Genomic DNA, 14,144 nt, shown 5'->3' with positions numbered 1-14,144 from the left:
AATGGGTTGAATAACAGCCGACATTTTGCGCAAACTGGGCCTCAACCTGACATAACGGAGGTGGGTTGCGCCAAAATGGATGATCTGGATCGCAAGCTTGTTTCGGCTCTACGGCATGATGCACGGGCCTCTCTTTCGGATCTTGCGCTCTTGCTCGGGGTGTCACGCACCACGGTACGGGGACGGATCGAGCGGCTTCGGGCGCGGGGCGACATTGTGGGGTTTACGGTTGTGCTGCGTCAGGATGCGCATCGTGACTCGGTGCGGGGCCTGATGATGATCGGGATCGAGGGGCGCGGCGCAGAGCGGATCACCCGCCAGCTTGGCGGTCTGCCGGAGGTACGCGCTATTCATTCGACCAATGGGCGTTGGGATCTGATCGTGGAGATTGGCACGGACACGCTCGAGGCGCTGGATGCGGTTCTGGCGCGCATCCGCAAGTTCGAAGGCGTCGCGACGAGCGAGACGAGCCTCCTCTTGTCGACGCGCAAGGCGGGGTGAAGAATCTAGCGGGCGTCTTTGGGCATGAAGGCGACGTAGATCCATAGAAGCGCCACGACGAAAGAGCCGATGGCGTTCAGATTCGCCATGGTGACGCCGAACATTTCCCACGGGATTTCATCGCAAAGCGCGGGCGGTTTGGCATTGGCGAAATCGAGGAGATTGCCCGAGCCGTCATTCGTGAGCCCACGCCCGGTACAGCTCGCCGGGCCATCCCACCATTTGCGCTCGACGCCGGAATGGTAGGCGCCGATGGCGGCGGTGGTGAAGGTGGAAAGGGCGGCAAGCAGTGCGAAAAGGCGTTTGTGCATCGCAAGCATCAGGAGCCCGAAGCCGGCGGCGGCCCAGTGCGGATAGCGTTGCCAGAAGCACATGGCGCAAGGATCAAGCCCGCCGATGAACTGAAACCCCCAAGCCCCGAGGATCGAGAGCACGGAGAATGCGGTCAGGAGCAGGGTCAGAAACGAACGGGTCATAGATACCTCGTGACGAAGAAGCCGCCAAAAAGCAGCAGGACAAAGAGCGTTGCCATCAGGCCGAGGCGCTTCTCGATGAAGTCTCGGATCGGTGCGCCATATTTCCACAAGAGCGCGGCGACGATGAAGAAGCGCAGGCCGCGGGCGAGGATCGAGGTCACAACGAAGGTCGCGAGCGGCATGCCCGTCCACCCCGACATGATGGTGATGACCTTGAACGGGAAGGGCGTCACCCCGGCAGCGAGCACGGCCCAGAAGCCGAAATCGTTGAACCGGGTGTTGAACTCGGCCACGGCGTCGGCTTTGCCGAGGCTGGTCAGGATCGGTTGGCCGATCTGTTCAAAGGCAAAGGCTCCGATTGCATAGCCCAGCAAACCGCCAAGCACCGAGGCGACGAGCGCAACGGTCGCGATCAGCCACGCGCGCGAGGGTCGTGCCAGGATCATCGGGATCATCAGGACATCGGGCGGGATCGGGAAGAAGGAGCTTTCGACGAAACTGATCAGGGCCAGCGCCCAGAGCGCGCGGGGATGATCGGCAAGGCGAAGCGTCCATTGATAAAGCGAATTGAGCATATCGGCGCGGATCCCGGTTGGTTTCCTCTCTTGGGCCGCAATTGGCCGCGAAATTCAAGCCCCGAATCTTTGTTTTCGGCGAAGTCACATCACAACCGCGACAGGATAAGGGGTTGACCTCTGGCGATGGGTAAAGGAATCCACTGTCCAAGCATTCGTGGGATGGCCGGAGACCAAGAGACAGATGACCGTATTGATTGCAGGCGCCGGGATTGCCGGTCTGAGCCTTGGCCTTTCCTTGCACCAGATCGGTGTGCCGTTCCGGATTTACGAGGCGGTGCGCGAGATCAAGCCGCTTGGCGTCGGTATCAACCTGCAACCGCATGCGACGCGCGAATTGATCGAGATGGGGCTTGAGGATGGGCTCGATAAGGTGGGGCTGCGCACCGAAGAGGTCGCTTATTTCTCGCGTCAGGGCAAACTGATCTGGTCCGAGCCGCGCGGTATGGATGCGGGCTATCATTGGCCACAGTTCTCGATCCATCGCGGCGGTTTGCAGATGCTCCTTCTGGAGACGTTGATCGAACGCTGCGGGGCCGACGTGGTGAAGATGGGCCATGCGGTCACGGGATGGCAGGAAACGGAGACCGGCGTGTTGGTCAGTCTCGAAGATCGCAAGACCGGGACGGCGCTTGGCGCAGAGGAGGGGAGCCTTCTTATCGCGGCAGATGGGATTAACTCGGTCCTACGCGCCGGGCAATATCCGGACGAGGGTCCGGCCCATTGGGGCGGCACGATGATGTGGCGCGGCGTGACCAAGGGGCCGCGGTTCCTGACGGGACGGTCGATGGCGATGGCGGGCGTGAAACGGTGCAAGTTCGTCATCTATCCAATCGGCGATACAGAAGACGGCGGCAGCCTGTTGAACTGGATCGCGGATCTGACCATGCCCGAGGATTACGATTGGCGCAAACAGGACTGGAATCGCCCCGGTAAGCTCGAGGATTTTCTGCCGGCGTTCGAGGATTGGACCTTTGACTGGCTCGACGTGCCGCAAATCATCCGCGATGCCGAGGCGATCTATGAATTCCCGATGGTGGATCGCAACCCGCTGCCGCAATGGAGCTTTGGACCGCTGACGCTTCTCGGGGATGCGGCGCATGCGATGTATCCGATCGGCTCGAATGGGGCGAGCCAGGGGATCATCGATGCGCGCATCCTGGCCCGCGAGATCAAGGCGCATGGGGCCACGCAAGCGGCGCTCAAATCCTATGAGGAGGCGCGCCGCGAGACGGTCAATGCGCTCGTCCTGCGCAATCGCGGCGACGGTCCGGACAAGGTTCTCGACATCGTGGAGGCGCGCGCGCCGGACGGGTTTGACGATATTGAAACCGTGATGCCGCTTTCCGAACGGCAAGAGCTTGCATCCGGATACAAGAAGATCGCAGGCATGGATATTGCCGCGCTGAACGCGCGCGGTCCGCTTCTGGAGCCCTGATATGTATTTCGCCCCCCGTCTTGAGAAACGCATGGGCCGCGTCATTGATATGCTTGCAAGGGTCATGGCCTATGGCGGCGGCTTGGTCCTGCTTGCGATCTCGGCCATGACCGTGGTGTCGATCATCGGGCGGGCCGGGGTTGGCTATGGTCTTCAGCCGGTGCCGGGGGACTACGAACTTGTCGCCAATGGCTGTGCGCTGGCGGTGTTTTCCTTTCTTCCCTATTGCCAACTTAAACGCGGCCACGTCACGGTCGACATCCTCACTGATCATTTCCCGGCGCGGGCGCGGGCGTTGATGGGGCTGCTTGGGGATGTTCTGATCACGCTCGCGGCACTGGTGATCCTGCGCCAGCTCTGGTTCGGTTTTGCCGAGAAATTCCCCTATGGCAGCGATGCGCTGCGCGAGGCGCTTTCCATGGGCTATAAGCCGTTCTACCCTGAAACCACCTATGAATTGGAAATCCCGGTCTGGATTCCTTATGGCTTTGCGCTTCTGGGGGCGACGCTCTTCGCGCTGGTCTCGCTTTATACGGTCTGGCGGAGCCTCAACTGGTGCGCCACGGGCCGAGAGGATGCGGTATGACCGGGATTGAGTTGGCTCTTTCGGCCTTTGGCCTCATGCTTCTTGGCATTTTCCTCAGGGTGCCGATTGCCATTGCCATGGCGATGACCGGGTTCTTTGGTACGTGGTTTATTATGGGTACGGCCAATGCGCCGATGGCCCAGCTCAAGACCATGAGCTACGAAACTTTCTCCAACCAAGGCCTCTCCATCGTGCCGCTCTTCCTCCTCATGGGGCAGGTGGCGACGCGGACAGGCATGTCCTCGGCCCTGTTTCGTGCGGCGAGCGATTGGCTTGGCCATCTGCGTGGCGGTGTGGCGATGGCCTCGGTCGGGGCCTGCGCGGGGTTCGGCGCGATCTGTGGCTCGTCTTTGGCCACGGCCTCGACGATGGGGCAGGTGGCGCTGCCGGAAATGCGCAAGCGCGGCTATTCCGATGCGCTTTCTAGCGGGGTTCTCGCGGCGGGCGGCACGCTTGGTATCCTGATCCCGCCGAGTGTCATCCTTGTCATCTATGCGATCATGGCCGAGCAGAACATCGTCAAGATGTTCATGGCGGCGCTCATTCCAGGTCTTCTCGCGGCGCTTGGCTATATGATTACGGTGGCACTCTATGTCAGGTTGCGGCCCGGATCGGCGGATACCGCGCCCTCCGTTCCGATGAAGGCGCGGCTCAAGACGCTGGCCGCCACATGGCCGGTTCTGGCGATCTTTGGCCTGACCATGGGCGGGATCGTCGGCGATTGGAACTGGGTCAAACCCGGCGCACAGGCCCTCTTTACCCCGAATGAGGCCGCGGCCTTTGGGGCGGTGGCGACAACGCTTTATGGGGTGATCGGGCGTCGCCTGTCTTGGGCGGGTCTTTGGGAGTCGATCCTCGAGACGGCCAAGGCCACGGCGATGATCTTTCTGATCCTGCTTGGGGCGGAGCTTTTCAAAGGTTTTCTTGCCCTGACGCGCGCGCCCGCATTGCTGGCCGATTGGGTGCAGCTTGCCGATCTGTCGCCGCTCATTGTGCTTGCGGTGATGCTTCTGGCCTATCTCGTCTTTGGCTGTGTCATGGATTCGCTGTCGATGATCCTCTTGTCGGTGCCGATCTTCCTGCCGGTGATTGAGGTGCTTGATTTCGGGCTGACGCCTGAGGAAACCGCGATCTGGTTCGGGGTGCTGGCGCTGATCGTGGTGGAGGTCGGGCTCATCACGCCGCCCGTGGGGATGAATCTTTTTATCATCAACGGCGTGGCGCCCGATATCCCGATCACGCGGACCTATGCCGGCGTCGCACCGTTCATCGCCTCTGACCTTGTGCGGGTGCTTTTGCTCGTCGCGTTTCCGCCAATCACGCTCTGGCTCGTACAGATTATGTTTTGATAGGGTCCGGCGCTTTTTGGGGCTGGACCCTCCGCGCGCTCCCGGCTAGATCAGGGACAAGGCCCAAGTGGCGGAATGGTAGACGCAGGGGATTCAAAATCCCCCGATGGCAACATCGTGTGGGTTCGAGTCCCACCTTGGGCACCACCACTGAGAATAGGCGGGACTAACTGCCTCCCAAATTTTCCCACACTTGAGAAAAATATACGCTTTTGGGAATGGTTGATTGCAAACCGCTCCCAAATTCACGCACCATATCCCTCACGGATCACGCACAGGTGAGGGATATGGCGTCGATTATCAGACACAACAAAGGATGGCGCGCGCTGATCGAGCGAAAGGGGATTCGCAGATCGAAGGTATTTGCCAGCAAGCAAGAAGCAAAGGATTGGGCTGCGCGGGAAGAGTATAAGATCCTGAACGGGGATAAATATGCGGCCGCACTCACCTTTGGCGAGCTGATGGACCGATACGCGCGGGAAGCGTCTCCAGGCAAGCGCGGGCACAGGTGGGAAGTGATCCGCCTCGAGAAGCTCCAGCGCGATCCGATCGCACGGATCCGGCTCGGCGACCTGGCGCCAAAGGACTTCGCCGCTTGGCGCGATCGACGGCTTCAGGAGGTCTCCTCAGGGACCGTGCGGCGTGAAATGGTGCTGATCGCGGCCGTTCTCACTCAGGCCCGTAAGGAGTGGGGGCTGATGCAGGTCAATCCTATGGCCGATGTCAGGAAGCCGGCATCACCACCTCCGAGGGATCGGCTGCCGACCGATGACGAGCTCGAGCGAATGAGTCATGTCGCGGGAAAGGATCTCACCAATGCAACGGCGCGAGCGTTTCACGCGTTCTTGTTTGCCTGTGAGACAGCTATGCGGGCGGGCGAGATCGTCGGGTTGGAATGGGGCAGGGTTGACCTAGCGCGGCGCGTTGCGCGGCTCGAGAAGACCAAGAGCGGGATTGCGCGGGAGGTTCCTCTGTCATCTGAAGCGGTGCGACTATTGCGGGATCTGCCTGATGCGGATCCGATCTTTGATCTGACCTCTCAGCAGCTCGATGCGCTATTTCGGAAGGTGAAGGGAAAAGCAGGGGTCGATGGTCTGACGTTTCACGACTCTCGTCATGCCGCGATTACAAGGCTCTCTCGAAAGCTGGATGTTCTGGCTCTTGCGCGGGCGGTAGGGCATCGAAACATCGCCATGCTGCAGGTCTATTACAACGAGAGCGCGGAGGATCTGGCGCGGCGGCTGGACTAGCCGATCCGCACCTTCCTGGTCTTTCCACGGCCCTTTACTTCGATTTCACCATCCTCGATCTTCCGGTAGATCGTGCTCTTGGAGACGCCAAGTATCGCTTTGGCCTCCGTGATGCTGACCCACTCCGGAGCGGGCTGCACTCGGGCGCCCTGAAGGGCTGCAAGAATGGCCTTTTGTTGTGCCTCGATGCGATCAAGGCGATCTTCGTCTACGGCGATCAGTGTCTTGCTCATGCTGCGATCTCCATCTGGTCGATGTTGCACTTTTGGACGGCGAAGGTGTAGGCGGCGACCCACGGGTTTGCGTCCCATCCGAAGTTGCGACATGCGTTCAGGCTGTCCCAGAGGGCGCGAAACCAATCGCGGGGATTTTGGCCATCCGCCATGTTCGGGAATGGGCACCCTTCCTCCATTGCGTCGCCTCGGTTGATCTCCTGCACCCGCTGCACGCGCACATCGGTGACGACCAGCGTCAGGCGCGAGGCCCAGCGGGGCATGTGGATAGAGGGGCGTAGGCGAATATGCTTTGACCAGTCAATCTGCGGGTGGCTGGTCATGGTGGTCTGCATGTTCTGCAAGTGCTCTGCCACGCCTGCCTCATCTTCGGCAAAAACGGCATATTCGCTTTCCCCATCGTCGGTGAGGTAGTGGGCCTCACGCACCCAGAGGCGGTCTCCTATGGCGTAGGGCATAGCCTTGACCCATGCTGACATGATCCCGGCGACGTGCGGTGTGTGAAAGTAGTCAGCCCCCAAGCCGTTGTCATAGCGGGACGACTGCCAATGCCACGCATCACTGGTCCATTTCGGTTGCGGTTTCACCACCCGCCTCGTCTGCGTCTTGCGACCATCGAGAAGCGCGCGCACCATCGGGCCGGAAAAGAGGATCGGTTTGTCAGGCATTTCTCGCCCCCTCACGGTCCAGGCGATCAATTTCCGCCGCGATCAGCGCCCCTGCGATCACAAGCTGGCGCCGGCGGCTGTGATCGCTTCTCCTATCCCAGCTACTGTCCCAGCTCGCTGGCCAAGGGTCCATGAAGGCAAAGTATGACCGGCCGTCATCGTGTTGTTCGACTTCCTCTGTAAGCAGTGGGAACGGCGCCGCGTAGAGCGCAGCGACGAGGGCAAGGGTTTCGTCTGTGTGCTGGTCGTCATGTTCATGCGTCCAGCCTTCTTGTTCGATTTGCCGTTTGCGCTCTGCCGAGATGCTTTCGATTCCGTCCATCACTCCATCTCCTCGGGCAGCCATGCGTCGATGCGGGCGACCTGGTCGCGGCTGAGGCCGTGGGCTTCCTGTACGGATGCGTTGGAGAAGAGGTCTTCGAGTTCCTTGGCCTTCTGAGCGCGCTTGAGCTTGGCAAAGTCGGCGCGGCGCTCGTCGTCGTCCTCGAGCTCGAGCAGGTCGGCCCAGATCCCGTCGAGGAGGTCAGGCCGGATGCGCGAGAAGAAGTTCTCGGCGTCGGGGGTCCAGAGTTTGCGGATATCGATCTCGACCAGGTCGAGGAGATCCCGGCTGACCGTGAAGCCGGGCGCCGTGATGGCGCGGGCGAGGCCGGCGGCGAGGATCGCGTTGCGGTGTTTCTTGCCCTTAAGCTGAAACTCGTGCAGCTGCTCGGCCGAGAACTTTGCGTCGTGGTCCGTTTCCTCGACCGCGACCAGGCGTCCGTCGATCGTCGTGTTGCTCGATTTCTCGGGCTCGATCGCGGTCTTGCCGAGTTTCACATCCAGCGGGGCGGACCAGGTGCTCACGCCGCTCTCAATCTGCCAGGCGAGGATGTCGAGCAGGAGGTCGGGCTTGCCGAGCATCGCGGTTTGCAGGGCGAGGGTCTGGACGGAGCGCAGATCATCGAGGCAGTTCTGCGGCATGCGGGGTTTCTCGCCGCCGCCGGCCTTTTCGGTGTCGGCTGATTTCTTGGCGCGTTTCTTCGAGACATAGGCGCGCTCGACCTGAAGTTCTCCGCTGTGGCGCACATAGACGAACACAGTGCCGGTCTCCCGGTCCTCGTCGGTATAGTCGCCGCGCTCGCGCTCGGCGAGTTCCTTCAGCCGCGCTTGGCCTTCCTCGGACAGCCCAGCGATCCCGATCTCTTCCAGCTGCTCCAGCTCCTCGGCGTCGGCTTCGGGCAGGTCAACCGGGGTGGGGTAGATGCGCTCGAGCTTTTCGGTGTGCGTGTAGGTGACGTAATGGTCCAGAACCGGCACCACGTTTTGCCAGCCTTCCTCTTCCTTGATGCGCTCGCATTCCATTTCGAGCTTGGTCTTGAAGAGGGTGTCGAGGAGCTCCTCGTTGTGAAGGCGCGCGCCTTCGGCGAATAGATCCTCGGTCAGGGCGCCGCCCTCTGCGCGGTAGGTGTCTAGACCAACGAAGACCGCGCGCCGATCTGTCGAGGGGATCGCATCGGGGGTGAGCATCTGCTTGATGCGCTCGGCCGAGATGTCCTTGCCATCGATCTGCTCGAGCACGGCAAGGACGCTTGAGGGATCATCACAAACTGTCAGGGCGCGGGCTGCATCGAGCGTGATGCGGTTTTCCTTCAGGGCGTCGAGGGCGGTCTCGGGAAGCTTTGAAAGCTTCAGACGACGGTTGACGTGGCCTTCGCGCACGGCGAAGGCCCGCGCGATCATCGGCACGGTGCCGCCCTGGTCTGCCATCTGGGCGTAGGCGCGGATCTCGTCGGCCGGGTGCAAGGGCTTCTGTGAGGAGTTCTCGGCGCCGGCCCAGGCACGGGCCTCGAAGAAGTCCTCGGTGACGCGCACGGGCACCTCAATCGGATCACCGCCGTTGCGCTCGGCAAGGAGCTGGATCGCGCGCATGCGGCGGCCGCCGGCCACGATGCCGATGCCATCGCTTGTCTCGTCGGCATAGCCCGAGAGGTTCTGGATCAGCCCGCATGTCTCGATGCTTTCGGCCATGGCGAGGGTGTCGGCCTCGTCGGTGTCCTGGCGCGGGTTGAACGGGTGCAGGTAGAGCTTGTCGCTCGGGATCATGCGGGTTTCGTGGGTCATGAACTTCGTCCCCTTATGTGAAAGACTGTGGCGGTTCTGATGCCACGTAGGTTTTCCGGCGCGCGTCGTAGATCATGACGCCGGGATTCTGGTCGTTGAAAGTTCTGAAATCGACGGCCGCTTGAGCGCTTGAGATCCCAAAGTGGCGCATCAGGTGCTGACGGTTGACGAAGCCGTAGGTGCGCAGCATCTGGGCGATCCATTCTTGGCGGTGATTGGCAAACCAATTCATTCTGTATTCCTCAGGAGCAGCCCCAGCGTTTCGATGGGGCTGCCAGCTATGACGTCATGCCGTGATGTGGCGGACCGCGCGCATAACACCGTCCTCGATGTGCTGGCGCGCGAGTTCGAGGTTGCGTTCGGGCAGCGGGGTCATGTCGTCCGGGACAGGGTGACCGGCGATGATGCAGATCGCCTCGATCAGCTCCGCGCCACGGTCCTTGATGCCCTGCATCAGTTCCTTCTCGGCGTCAGAGAGGGTGCGGTAGGTGTGCCGCGTCGCGTTGTTCTTGATGCGGTCGTCGCTCGTGCTTTGGATGGTTTCAGTCTTTGTCATGTCAGTTCTCCGATAGGTGGGATAGAGAGCGCTCGCCTGAAGCGCTCTCCGATGCTGATCTCGTCGCCGCTGTTGGGCGCTAAGATTCTGCGCAGATCAGGTTTTCCTCCCACCAGGCGCACATCTGCCGGCCGTCCGCAGCCTTGTAGGCAACGTAGTAATTATTTGGGCCGGTCTGGTATTCAGCGCGACCGATGATTACGCCGGTTTCCTCGGTCATAAGAAGTCTGACCCTTTGGTCGAGTTCGTAGGTGAATTTCATGCGTATTTCTCCTTGGTTGAAGTGCCAGCTTTGTTAAGGGGGTTCAGGCGTGTTGCCCCCGGACGTATTTCGCGACTTTCGCCGCTGGTATATCGACCCGCACCAAGCCCATTCCTAAAGCGATCAACCTCGCCCCTCTGCTGGCCAAACATCCCGTGCGTCATCCGTTTGGAGGGTCGCTAGGCGCGGGTCCGTGCACTCCCTTGCTGCTACTCCATCACCTGACTGGCGCGGTCGATCTCAAAGAGAGACCGGCGGATCGGGGTGAAGGGCCAAGGTTCGCCGCGCGCAAGAGCTCGATCGCGCAGTGTTTGCGCCTGGTGAGAGAAGCCGAGCCACGAGAGCTTGATGTCACGGGTGCGGCCTTGACCGGAGAGATGCAGGAACTCGCCTGTTGTGCAGTCGCGCAGGCGGAATTTGTGAACCGCCAATGCGATCTCGCGGGCGCGGTTCGAATGGGGTGCTGTGCTCACCGAAACCATCAGCTGATCCTCTTGTGCAGGCCTTTGTTGTAGGTCGCGAGCAGGAGCGCGTGTCCCTCGTGGGATTGCTTGCCGCTGCCGCGCTGTTTCGTGATGCCGGCGGCGCGATCCTTCAGGTCTTCGAAGTCGGTGTCCTCGAGCACTTTGAAGAGGCGCTCGGTATCGCCTTCGCCCTCGATCACCCTGTGAAGCGTCATGGCCGTGGCCTCGATCGCGAAGGCCGTGAGGAGGCCGGGGGTCTCGGGTTGGCTTTCGATGATCATCTGCAGGGTGGTAAAGACCTCGCCGCGGCCGAGTGTCTTCACCAGTTTCTCCAGAAGGCTGACGGCGCGCGTCTGACGCACACCGAGCGGGACACCTGCGGGAAGGTCGTAGGAGATTTCAAGGTCGCGGAGGATATCGGCGACCGTTTCTGCGGTCTTGTCACCTGCGGTCACACGGGCGCGGAACTTGTCGATCGAGGCGACGCTGGTGCGTGTGGTATTGATTCCGACGAAGTGGAGCGCTTGTTCGGCGATCTCGGACTTCAGAACAACGGCGGGCACTTCCCGGATGCCAAGCGCGCGGGCGACGAGCATGCGGTGCTGGCCATCGATCACGGCATAGCCGTCCCGATATGACCCCGAGACGATCAGGGCGCCAAAGCGCGACCAGTCGAACTCGCGCGCGATCTTGCGCATACGGGATGCCGAGGCTTGCGATACCTTGCGCTGATAGCTCTCGTCCACGAAGAGCGCCTCGACAGGCACGCAATCAATATCAATGACGTCGAGTACATCAGGAGGAGGAGGGAGATCGCCGCGCGCGCGTTTGAGCGATGCGTCGATTGCGTCTGGTGTCGTATCGCTCATGGGAACACTCCTGCGTAGGCTGAGACTAAGACCGTGATCCCGACGAGGATCGCGATGGCGAGCAGCTGCGCGCGGTCGAGCTGGTCGAGCGCGGTGCCGTGGTCTTCATCGGCGCAGGCTGCAAAAGTTTTTGGCGCGGGGGCGCAGGTTCCGTGAGTGGATTTTGCGCCCCCGCGTGTCCCGCCCTGGGAGGGGAGCTTGGAGGATCGGCGGGACGTGAACTGGAAAGAGCGGGCGGAGGTCGAGCAGTCGCCTCCGCCCGAGTTTGCGGCGTCAGGTTTGACGGCCCCGCGTTCGATGGCCCGCCAGATCAGCAACTCGCTGCACAGGGCGGGTAGATGTTCGTGGACCTCGGCGTGATCGGCGGCGGAAAGCAGGCCCATGGCGCGCTCCGGTCCGCCGTTGGCGAGATGAAAGAGGCGCGCGTTGGGCATGAGGATGCCGAGCGTCTTCAACATGCCTTCGGGCTTGCGGCCCGCGCGCCATGCAATGATCTCGCCACAGATCTCGGGCAGATACATGACCAGAGCGGCAATGTCCTGCTCGGAAAGGCTTACGCGCCATTCACCAAGATCGACCAGCACATCGTCTGGCAGCATCTCGGTCGGGGTCAGCGGCAGGGTCGGCAGTTTTGCAGCTGCACGACGCGCAGCGCGGCGGGCGGAGAGATCGATCGGGGCGCTCATGCTGCGTCATCCCCGTGCGTGATCGGGATGACTCGCGGCTCGGGCGCAGGGCCCTGCTCGATGCGATAGGCAGGATCACCGATCGTGTCGAAGTTGACGCTCTGCCCGCGCCGGGCTTTCAGCTCGGCCCAGGAGGCACGCAGGAGGGACGGGCGGTCGCAGAACTCTTCAGGGTTCTCTACGACCTCAAGGGGCTCGATAGGTTTCTGTGTCGGCATGGGGGCCTCCATCGGTTGTGATGGGGGCATGCTAAGCACAAATGCTCAATTTAGGTCAAGCAGAAAAGCGCAATAATGCTCAACAAGAATTATTGGGTGTCGAGAATTGATTCGAGTGCGTCCAGCTTTTTCCGAAGACTTTCAATGCCTTCCTTGTTCACTGTTGCCACGATCTGGGCGGTTGGACCTGATACCGTGATCCGCACTTCATTGACGTTGTGGGGCGGTTGACGTGGGGGAGGATTTTCACGTGCAGCGATCTCGCTGCTCCCGATTTTTGGGGGAGGGGTGTGCGAAAAGAGCGCGACCTCTTCAGAAAAACCCTTTGGAATAAAGGGTGTCGGGTCGATACCGGATGCGGCCTGTATCTTCATGATCGTTTTTCGTGAGAGGCGATAATCCCAATTATCCGCTTCCCGTAGGGGTCGGTTGATGGTTGACGCCGCAACCCCCGCTTCAGTCGCGAGACGGTTTGCTGACCAGTCCTTCTTTTCAAGGACATGTAGGATGTAATCGATCGCCCAGTCTTTCATTTTGTCATTGTCTCACTTTGCGCAACTTTGCGCATTGAGCAAAAATGCACTTGACTAAAATTGAGCAAACGTGCTTACAAATGCTCAATTCGCTCAAGTGGAAGGTCATGTCGTGTCTTTGAAGCCCCAGATTGAAAAGATCGAGGATCGCCTTAAGCGTCACGGGAAGCAGGTTTCGGAGCTTTGCGAAGCCGTTCCCATGGCACGGTCGACCTGGCAGCGATGGAAATCCGACCTCACCAGTCCGAATATGAGCACTTGGACCCAAGTTCTCGAAGCTGTCGATGAGCTTTGTGCGTCCAAATCCGAGGAGGACGCCGCATGAGCCGCGCGCCTCATCTTCGGCTGGTTTCTTCTCAAGGTATTTCATGCGCCGAGCTTCACACGGGCCGGGTCGAAATGTCCTTGGGAAGAGTTATTGATCGCTCAAATCGAGGTTGGCGGGCGATTGCTCCGTTAGATCATGCGCCGCGCCGCTGCAAGGTCGGCGAGAAAGGCCTCTTCCGTCGAGGAAATGATGCCGTCCGCCGCGATCAGTTCACGCAGGGCACTCTGAAACCTTCTGAACCCGTCATCGTCGAGGCGCAGGACTTTGTCGTAGTGCGTGCCGATACTGCGGGAAGTCGGGTGCATCTTCCTTACCAGTCCTGTCAGGGCGTTCAGCTCGTCGGCCGTCACGTCAATGTCGCGCGCCCAAAGCTCGTCTTCGATGTAGCAGCAGATGACCTCGAGCTCGCAGATGTGAAACTCGTCGTCGGCGAGGGCCGCAAGAACCAGAAGGGAGAGCGGCGCGCGCAGGATTTCTCGTATCTCGCGCGCTCTTTGCAGTCCAGGGTCTATGCCCTTCTTCGCCTTCTTGGCGGAAGCGGTCGAGGTGAAGGCGTTGAGGTCGATCAGGAGTGTTTCCTGGATGAAGCTCTTCGTTTCGAAGACCTCGCCGTCCATGTCGATAAAGCACTCGATGCGATCGACCCGGAAATGTCGAAGCGCGTGGCGCTCGTGGCAGATTGCGGTGAGGATGGGGGCCTGCGGCCCTCGGGCCGCCTTGAGGAGGGTGATCCGGCGGCGGCTCTCTTTTCCGCTGGCGTCCTTGTAATCGATGGTGATGAAAAGCTCGTCGAGCTGAAGCTCGCCATGTTCATCGGGTTGCTGCAGCTCCTCGACATCAATCGCGTCGATCTCCGGTGGCGGCACGTTCGGTCTAGTTTTAGCGACGGGTGCCTCGACGACGCTATTCTCAGAGCGCTCGCTCTTACCCCTGATCCAGTCGAAGAAGCTCATGAAATATCCCGCTTTGGTTGTGCTCAAATCGCGGGGAGAGGACCACGTTTCGGATCACCTGTAAAGAACCTGGCTCACGACATGGCCGCCAACTCA

General features: G+C 60.7%; 21 protein-coding genes and 1 tRNA gene. 7 read left to right on the top strand and 15 right to left on the bottom strand.

Annotation, left to right across the window (positions count from 1 at the left end; all coding sequences use genetic code 11):
• Positions 1-75: 75 nt before the first annotated feature.
• Positions 76-501: an Lrp/AsnC family transcriptional regulator gene (locus MK745_RS09075; protein ID WP_243612972.1), complete on the top strand. Its 426-nt coding sequence runs from the start codon at positions 76-78 to the stop codon at positions 499-501.
• A gap of 5 nt (positions 502-506) precedes the next feature.
• Here the strand turns inward: MK745_RS09075 and MK745_RS09070 are convergent, their stop codons facing one another.
• Entirely contained in the window at positions 507-977 is a 471-nt protein-coding gene (locus MK745_RS09070) for a disulfide bond formation protein B (RefSeq protein WP_243612971.1), read from the bottom strand.
• Positions 974-1,552 (bottom strand): YqaA family protein, encoded by a 579-nt coding sequence (locus MK745_RS09065; RefSeq protein WP_243612970.1) that lies wholly within the window; start codon positions 1,550-1,552, stop codon positions 974-976. The genes MK745_RS09070 and MK745_RS09065 overlap by 4 nt, the downstream gene beginning before the upstream one ends.
• A 184-nt stretch (positions 1,553-1,736) precedes the next feature.
• On the opposite strand from MK745_RS09065, the gene MK745_RS09060 reads away from it, so the two are divergent.
• From MK745_RS09060 to MK745_RS09040, 5 genes are all read left to right on the top strand, one after another.
• Positions 1,737-2,990 carry a flavin-dependent oxidoreductase gene (locus MK745_RS09060; protein ID WP_243612969.1) on the top strand — a complete coding sequence of 418 codons (1,254 nt, stop codon included), beginning with the start codon at positions 1,737-1,739 and terminating at the stop codon, positions 2,988-2,990.
• 1 nt (position 2,991) lies between these two features.
• A complete protein-coding gene (locus tag MK745_RS09055) occupies positions 2,992-3,576 on the top strand; it encodes a TRAP transporter small permease (RefSeq protein WP_243612968.1) in 585 nt (194 codons plus the stop codon).
• Positions 3,573-4,925: a TRAP transporter large permease gene (locus MK745_RS09050; protein WP_243612967.1), complete on the top strand. Its 1,353-nt coding sequence runs from the start codon at positions 3,573-3,575 to the stop codon at positions 4,923-4,925. Before MK745_RS09055 ends, MK745_RS09050 begins: the two co-directional genes overlap by 4 nt.
• A gap of 61 nt (positions 4,926-4,986) precedes the next feature.
• Positions 4,987-5,072, top strand: a tRNA-Leu gene (locus tag MK745_RS09045).
• A 140-nt stretch (positions 5,073-5,212) separates the two neighbouring features.
• Positions 5,213-6,175, top strand: coding sequence for a tyrosine-type recombinase/integrase (locus MK745_RS09040; protein WP_243612966.1), 963 nt, complete (start codon positions 5,213-5,215; stop codon positions 6,173-6,175).
• Here MK745_RS09040 and MK745_RS09035 read toward each other — a convergent pair.
• The 12 genes from MK745_RS09035 to MK745_RS08980 all read right to left on the bottom strand — a co-directional run bounded on the left by MK745_RS09035 (position 6,172) and on the right by MK745_RS08980 (position 12,767).
• Entirely contained in the window at positions 6,172-6,408 is a 237-nt protein-coding gene (locus MK745_RS09035) for a helix-turn-helix transcriptional regulator (RefSeq protein ID WP_243612965.1), read from the bottom strand. The genes MK745_RS09040 and MK745_RS09035 overlap by 4 nt on opposite strands.
• Positions 6,405-7,076, bottom strand: a complete 672-nt coding sequence (locus MK745_RS09030; RefSeq protein ID WP_243612964.1) for a hypothetical protein — start codon at positions 7,074-7,076, stop codon at positions 6,405-6,407. Before MK745_RS09030 ends, MK745_RS09035 begins: the two co-directional genes overlap by 4 nt.
• The gene (locus MK745_RS09025; protein WP_243612963.1) at positions 7,069-7,398 is read right to left on the bottom strand and encodes a hypothetical protein; all 330 of its coding nucleotides are present in this window, start codon (positions 7,396-7,398) and stop codon (positions 7,069-7,071) included. The genes MK745_RS09030 and MK745_RS09025 overlap by 8 nt, the downstream gene beginning before the upstream one ends.
• Positions 7,398-9,179 (bottom strand): ParB/RepB/Spo0J family partition protein, encoded by a 1,782-nt coding sequence (locus tag MK745_RS09020; protein WP_243612962.1) that lies wholly within the window; start codon positions 9,177-9,179, stop codon positions 7,398-7,400. The genes MK745_RS09025 and MK745_RS09020 overlap by 1 nt, the downstream gene beginning before the upstream one ends.
• 13 nt (positions 9,180-9,192) lie before the next feature.
• Positions 9,193-9,411: a hypothetical protein gene (locus MK745_RS09015; protein ID WP_243612961.1), complete on the bottom strand. Its 219-nt coding sequence runs from the start codon at positions 9,409-9,411 to the stop codon at positions 9,193-9,195.
• Positions 9,412-9,465: 54 nt separating this feature from the next.
• Positions 9,466-9,735 carry a DUF7681 family protein gene (locus MK745_RS09010; RefSeq protein WP_243612960.1) on the bottom strand — a complete coding sequence of 90 codons (270 nt, stop codon included), beginning with the start codon at positions 9,733-9,735 and terminating at the stop codon, positions 9,466-9,468.
• A 79-nt stretch (positions 9,736-9,814) separates the two neighbouring features.
• Positions 9,815-9,997, bottom strand: coding sequence for a hypothetical protein (locus tag MK745_RS09005; RefSeq protein WP_243612959.1), 183 nt, complete (start codon positions 9,995-9,997; stop codon positions 9,815-9,817).
• Between the two features lie 209 nt (positions 9,998-10,206).
• A complete protein-coding gene (locus tag MK745_RS09000) occupies positions 10,207-10,479 on the bottom strand; it encodes a hypothetical protein (RefSeq protein WP_243612958.1) in 273 nt (90 codons plus the stop codon).
• On the bottom strand, positions 10,479-11,330 hold the full coding sequence (locus MK745_RS08995) for a DUF6551 family protein (protein WP_243612957.1): 852 nt from the start codon (positions 11,328-11,330) through the stop codon (positions 10,479-10,481). The genes MK745_RS09000 and MK745_RS08995 overlap by 1 nt, the downstream gene beginning before the upstream one ends.
• On the bottom strand, positions 11,327-12,016 hold the full coding sequence (locus MK745_RS08990) for a hypothetical protein (RefSeq protein WP_243612956.1): 690 nt from the start codon (positions 12,014-12,016) through the stop codon (positions 11,327-11,329). The genes MK745_RS08995 and MK745_RS08990 overlap by 4 nt, the downstream gene beginning before the upstream one ends.
• Entirely contained in the window at positions 12,013-12,234 is a 222-nt protein-coding gene (locus MK745_RS08985) for a hypothetical protein (RefSeq protein WP_243612955.1), read from the bottom strand. Before MK745_RS08985 ends, MK745_RS08990 begins: the two co-directional genes overlap by 4 nt.
• Positions 12,235-12,323: 89 nt before the next feature.
• A complete protein-coding gene (locus MK745_RS08980; protein ID WP_243612954.1) occupies positions 12,324-12,767 on the bottom strand; it encodes a hypothetical protein in 444 nt (147 codons plus the stop codon).
• Positions 12,768-12,879: 112 nt separating this feature from the next.
• Here MK745_RS08980 and MK745_RS08975 point away from each other — a divergent pair, with 112 nt between their 5' ends.
• The gene (locus MK745_RS08975) at positions 12,880-13,092 is read left to right on the top strand and encodes a hypothetical protein (protein WP_243612953.1); all 213 of its coding nucleotides are present in this window, start codon (positions 12,880-12,882) and stop codon (positions 13,090-13,092) included.
• 131 nt (positions 13,093-13,223) lie between these two features.
• Here MK745_RS08975 and MK745_RS08970 read toward each other — a convergent pair whose 3' ends face one another.
• Positions 13,224-14,048, bottom strand: a complete 825-nt coding sequence (locus MK745_RS08970; protein WP_243612952.1) for a hypothetical protein — start codon at positions 14,046-14,048, stop codon at positions 13,224-13,226.
• Positions 14,049-14,144: the final 96 nt, after the last annotated feature.

This window comes from Shimia aestuarii (assembly GCF_022814865.1).
Taxonomy (GTDB): Bacteria; Pseudomonadota; Alphaproteobacteria; order Rhodobacterales; family Rhodobacteraceae; genus Shimia; species Shimia aestuarii_A.
Note: the sequence above shows the minus strand (reverse complement) of the source record. Positions and strands in the feature narration are given on the sequence as shown.

Excerpts from the sequence above, each read along its gene's own strand:
- MK745_RS08995 (WP_243612957.1), bottom strand. The coding sequence starts at position 11,330 with ATGAGCGATACGACACCAGACGCAATCGACGCATCGCTCAAACGCGCG.
- MK745_RS09010 (WP_243612960.1), bottom strand. The coding sequence starts at position 9,735 with ATGACAAAGACTGAAACCATCCAAAGCACGAGCGACGACCGCATCAAG.
- MK745_RS09065 (WP_243612970.1), bottom strand. The coding sequence starts at position 1,552 with ATGCTCAATTCGCTTTATCAATGGACGCTTCGCCTTGCCGATCATCCC.
- MK745_RS09015 (WP_243612961.1), bottom strand. The coding sequence starts at position 9,411 with ATGAATTGGTTTGCCAATCACCGCCAAGAATGGATCGCCCAGATGCTG.
- MK745_RS09005 (WP_243612959.1), bottom strand. The coding sequence starts at position 9,997 with ATGAAATTCACCTACGAACTCGACCAAAGGGTCAGACTTCTTATGACC.
- MK745_RS08970 (WP_243612952.1), bottom strand. The coding sequence starts at position 14,048 with ATGAGCTTCTTCGACTGGATCAGGGGTAAGAGCGAGCGCTCTGAGAAT.
- MK745_RS09030 (WP_243612964.1), bottom strand. The coding sequence starts at position 7,076 with ATGCCTGACAAACCGATCCTCTTTTCCGGCCCGATGGTGCGCGCGCTT.
- MK745_RS09020 (WP_243612962.1), bottom strand. The coding sequence starts at position 9,179 with ATGACCCACGAAACCCGCATGATCCCGAGCGACAAGCTCTACCTGCAC.
- MK745_RS09040 (WP_243612966.1), top strand. The coding sequence starts at position 5,213 with ATGGCGTCGATTATCAGACACAACAAAGGATGGCGCGCGCTGATCGAG.
- MK745_RS09050 (WP_243612967.1), top strand. The coding sequence starts at position 3,573 with ATGACCGGGATTGAGTTGGCTCTTTCGGCCTTTGGCCTCATGCTTCTT.
- MK745_RS09035 (WP_243612965.1), bottom strand. The coding sequence starts at position 6,408 with ATGAGCAAGACACTGATCGCCGTAGACGAAGATCGCCTTGATCGCATC.
- MK745_RS09025 (WP_243612963.1), bottom strand. The coding sequence starts at position 7,398 with ATGGACGGAATCGAAAGCATCTCGGCAGAGCGCAAACGGCAAATCGAA.
- MK745_RS08990 (WP_243612956.1), bottom strand. The coding sequence starts at position 12,016 with ATGAGCGCCCCGATCGATCTCTCCGCCCGCCGCGCTGCGCGTCGTGCA.
- MK745_RS09055 (WP_243612968.1), top strand. The coding sequence starts at position 2,992 with ATGTATTTCGCCCCCCGTCTTGAGAAACGCATGGGCCGCGTCATTGAT.
- MK745_RS09075 (WP_243612972.1), top strand. The coding sequence starts at position 76 with ATGGATGATCTGGATCGCAAGCTTGTTTCGGCTCTACGGCATGATGCA.
- MK745_RS08980 (WP_243612954.1), bottom strand. The coding sequence starts at position 12,767 with ATGAAAGACTGGGCGATCGATTACATCCTACATGTCCTTGAAAAGAAG.
- MK745_RS08985 (WP_243612955.1), bottom strand. The coding sequence starts at position 12,234 with ATGCCGACACAGAAACCTATCGAGCCCCTTGAGGTCGTAGAGAACCCT.
- MK745_RS09070 (WP_243612971.1), bottom strand. The coding sequence starts at position 977 with ATGACCCGTTCGTTTCTGACCCTGCTCCTGACCGCATTCTCCGTGCTC.
- MK745_RS09000 (WP_243612958.1), bottom strand. The coding sequence starts at position 10,479 with ATGGTTTCGGTGAGCACAGCACCCCATTCGAACCGCGCCCGCGAGATC.
- MK745_RS09060 (WP_243612969.1), top strand. The coding sequence starts at position 1,737 with ATGACCGTATTGATTGCAGGCGCCGGGATTGCCGGTCTGAGCCTTGGC.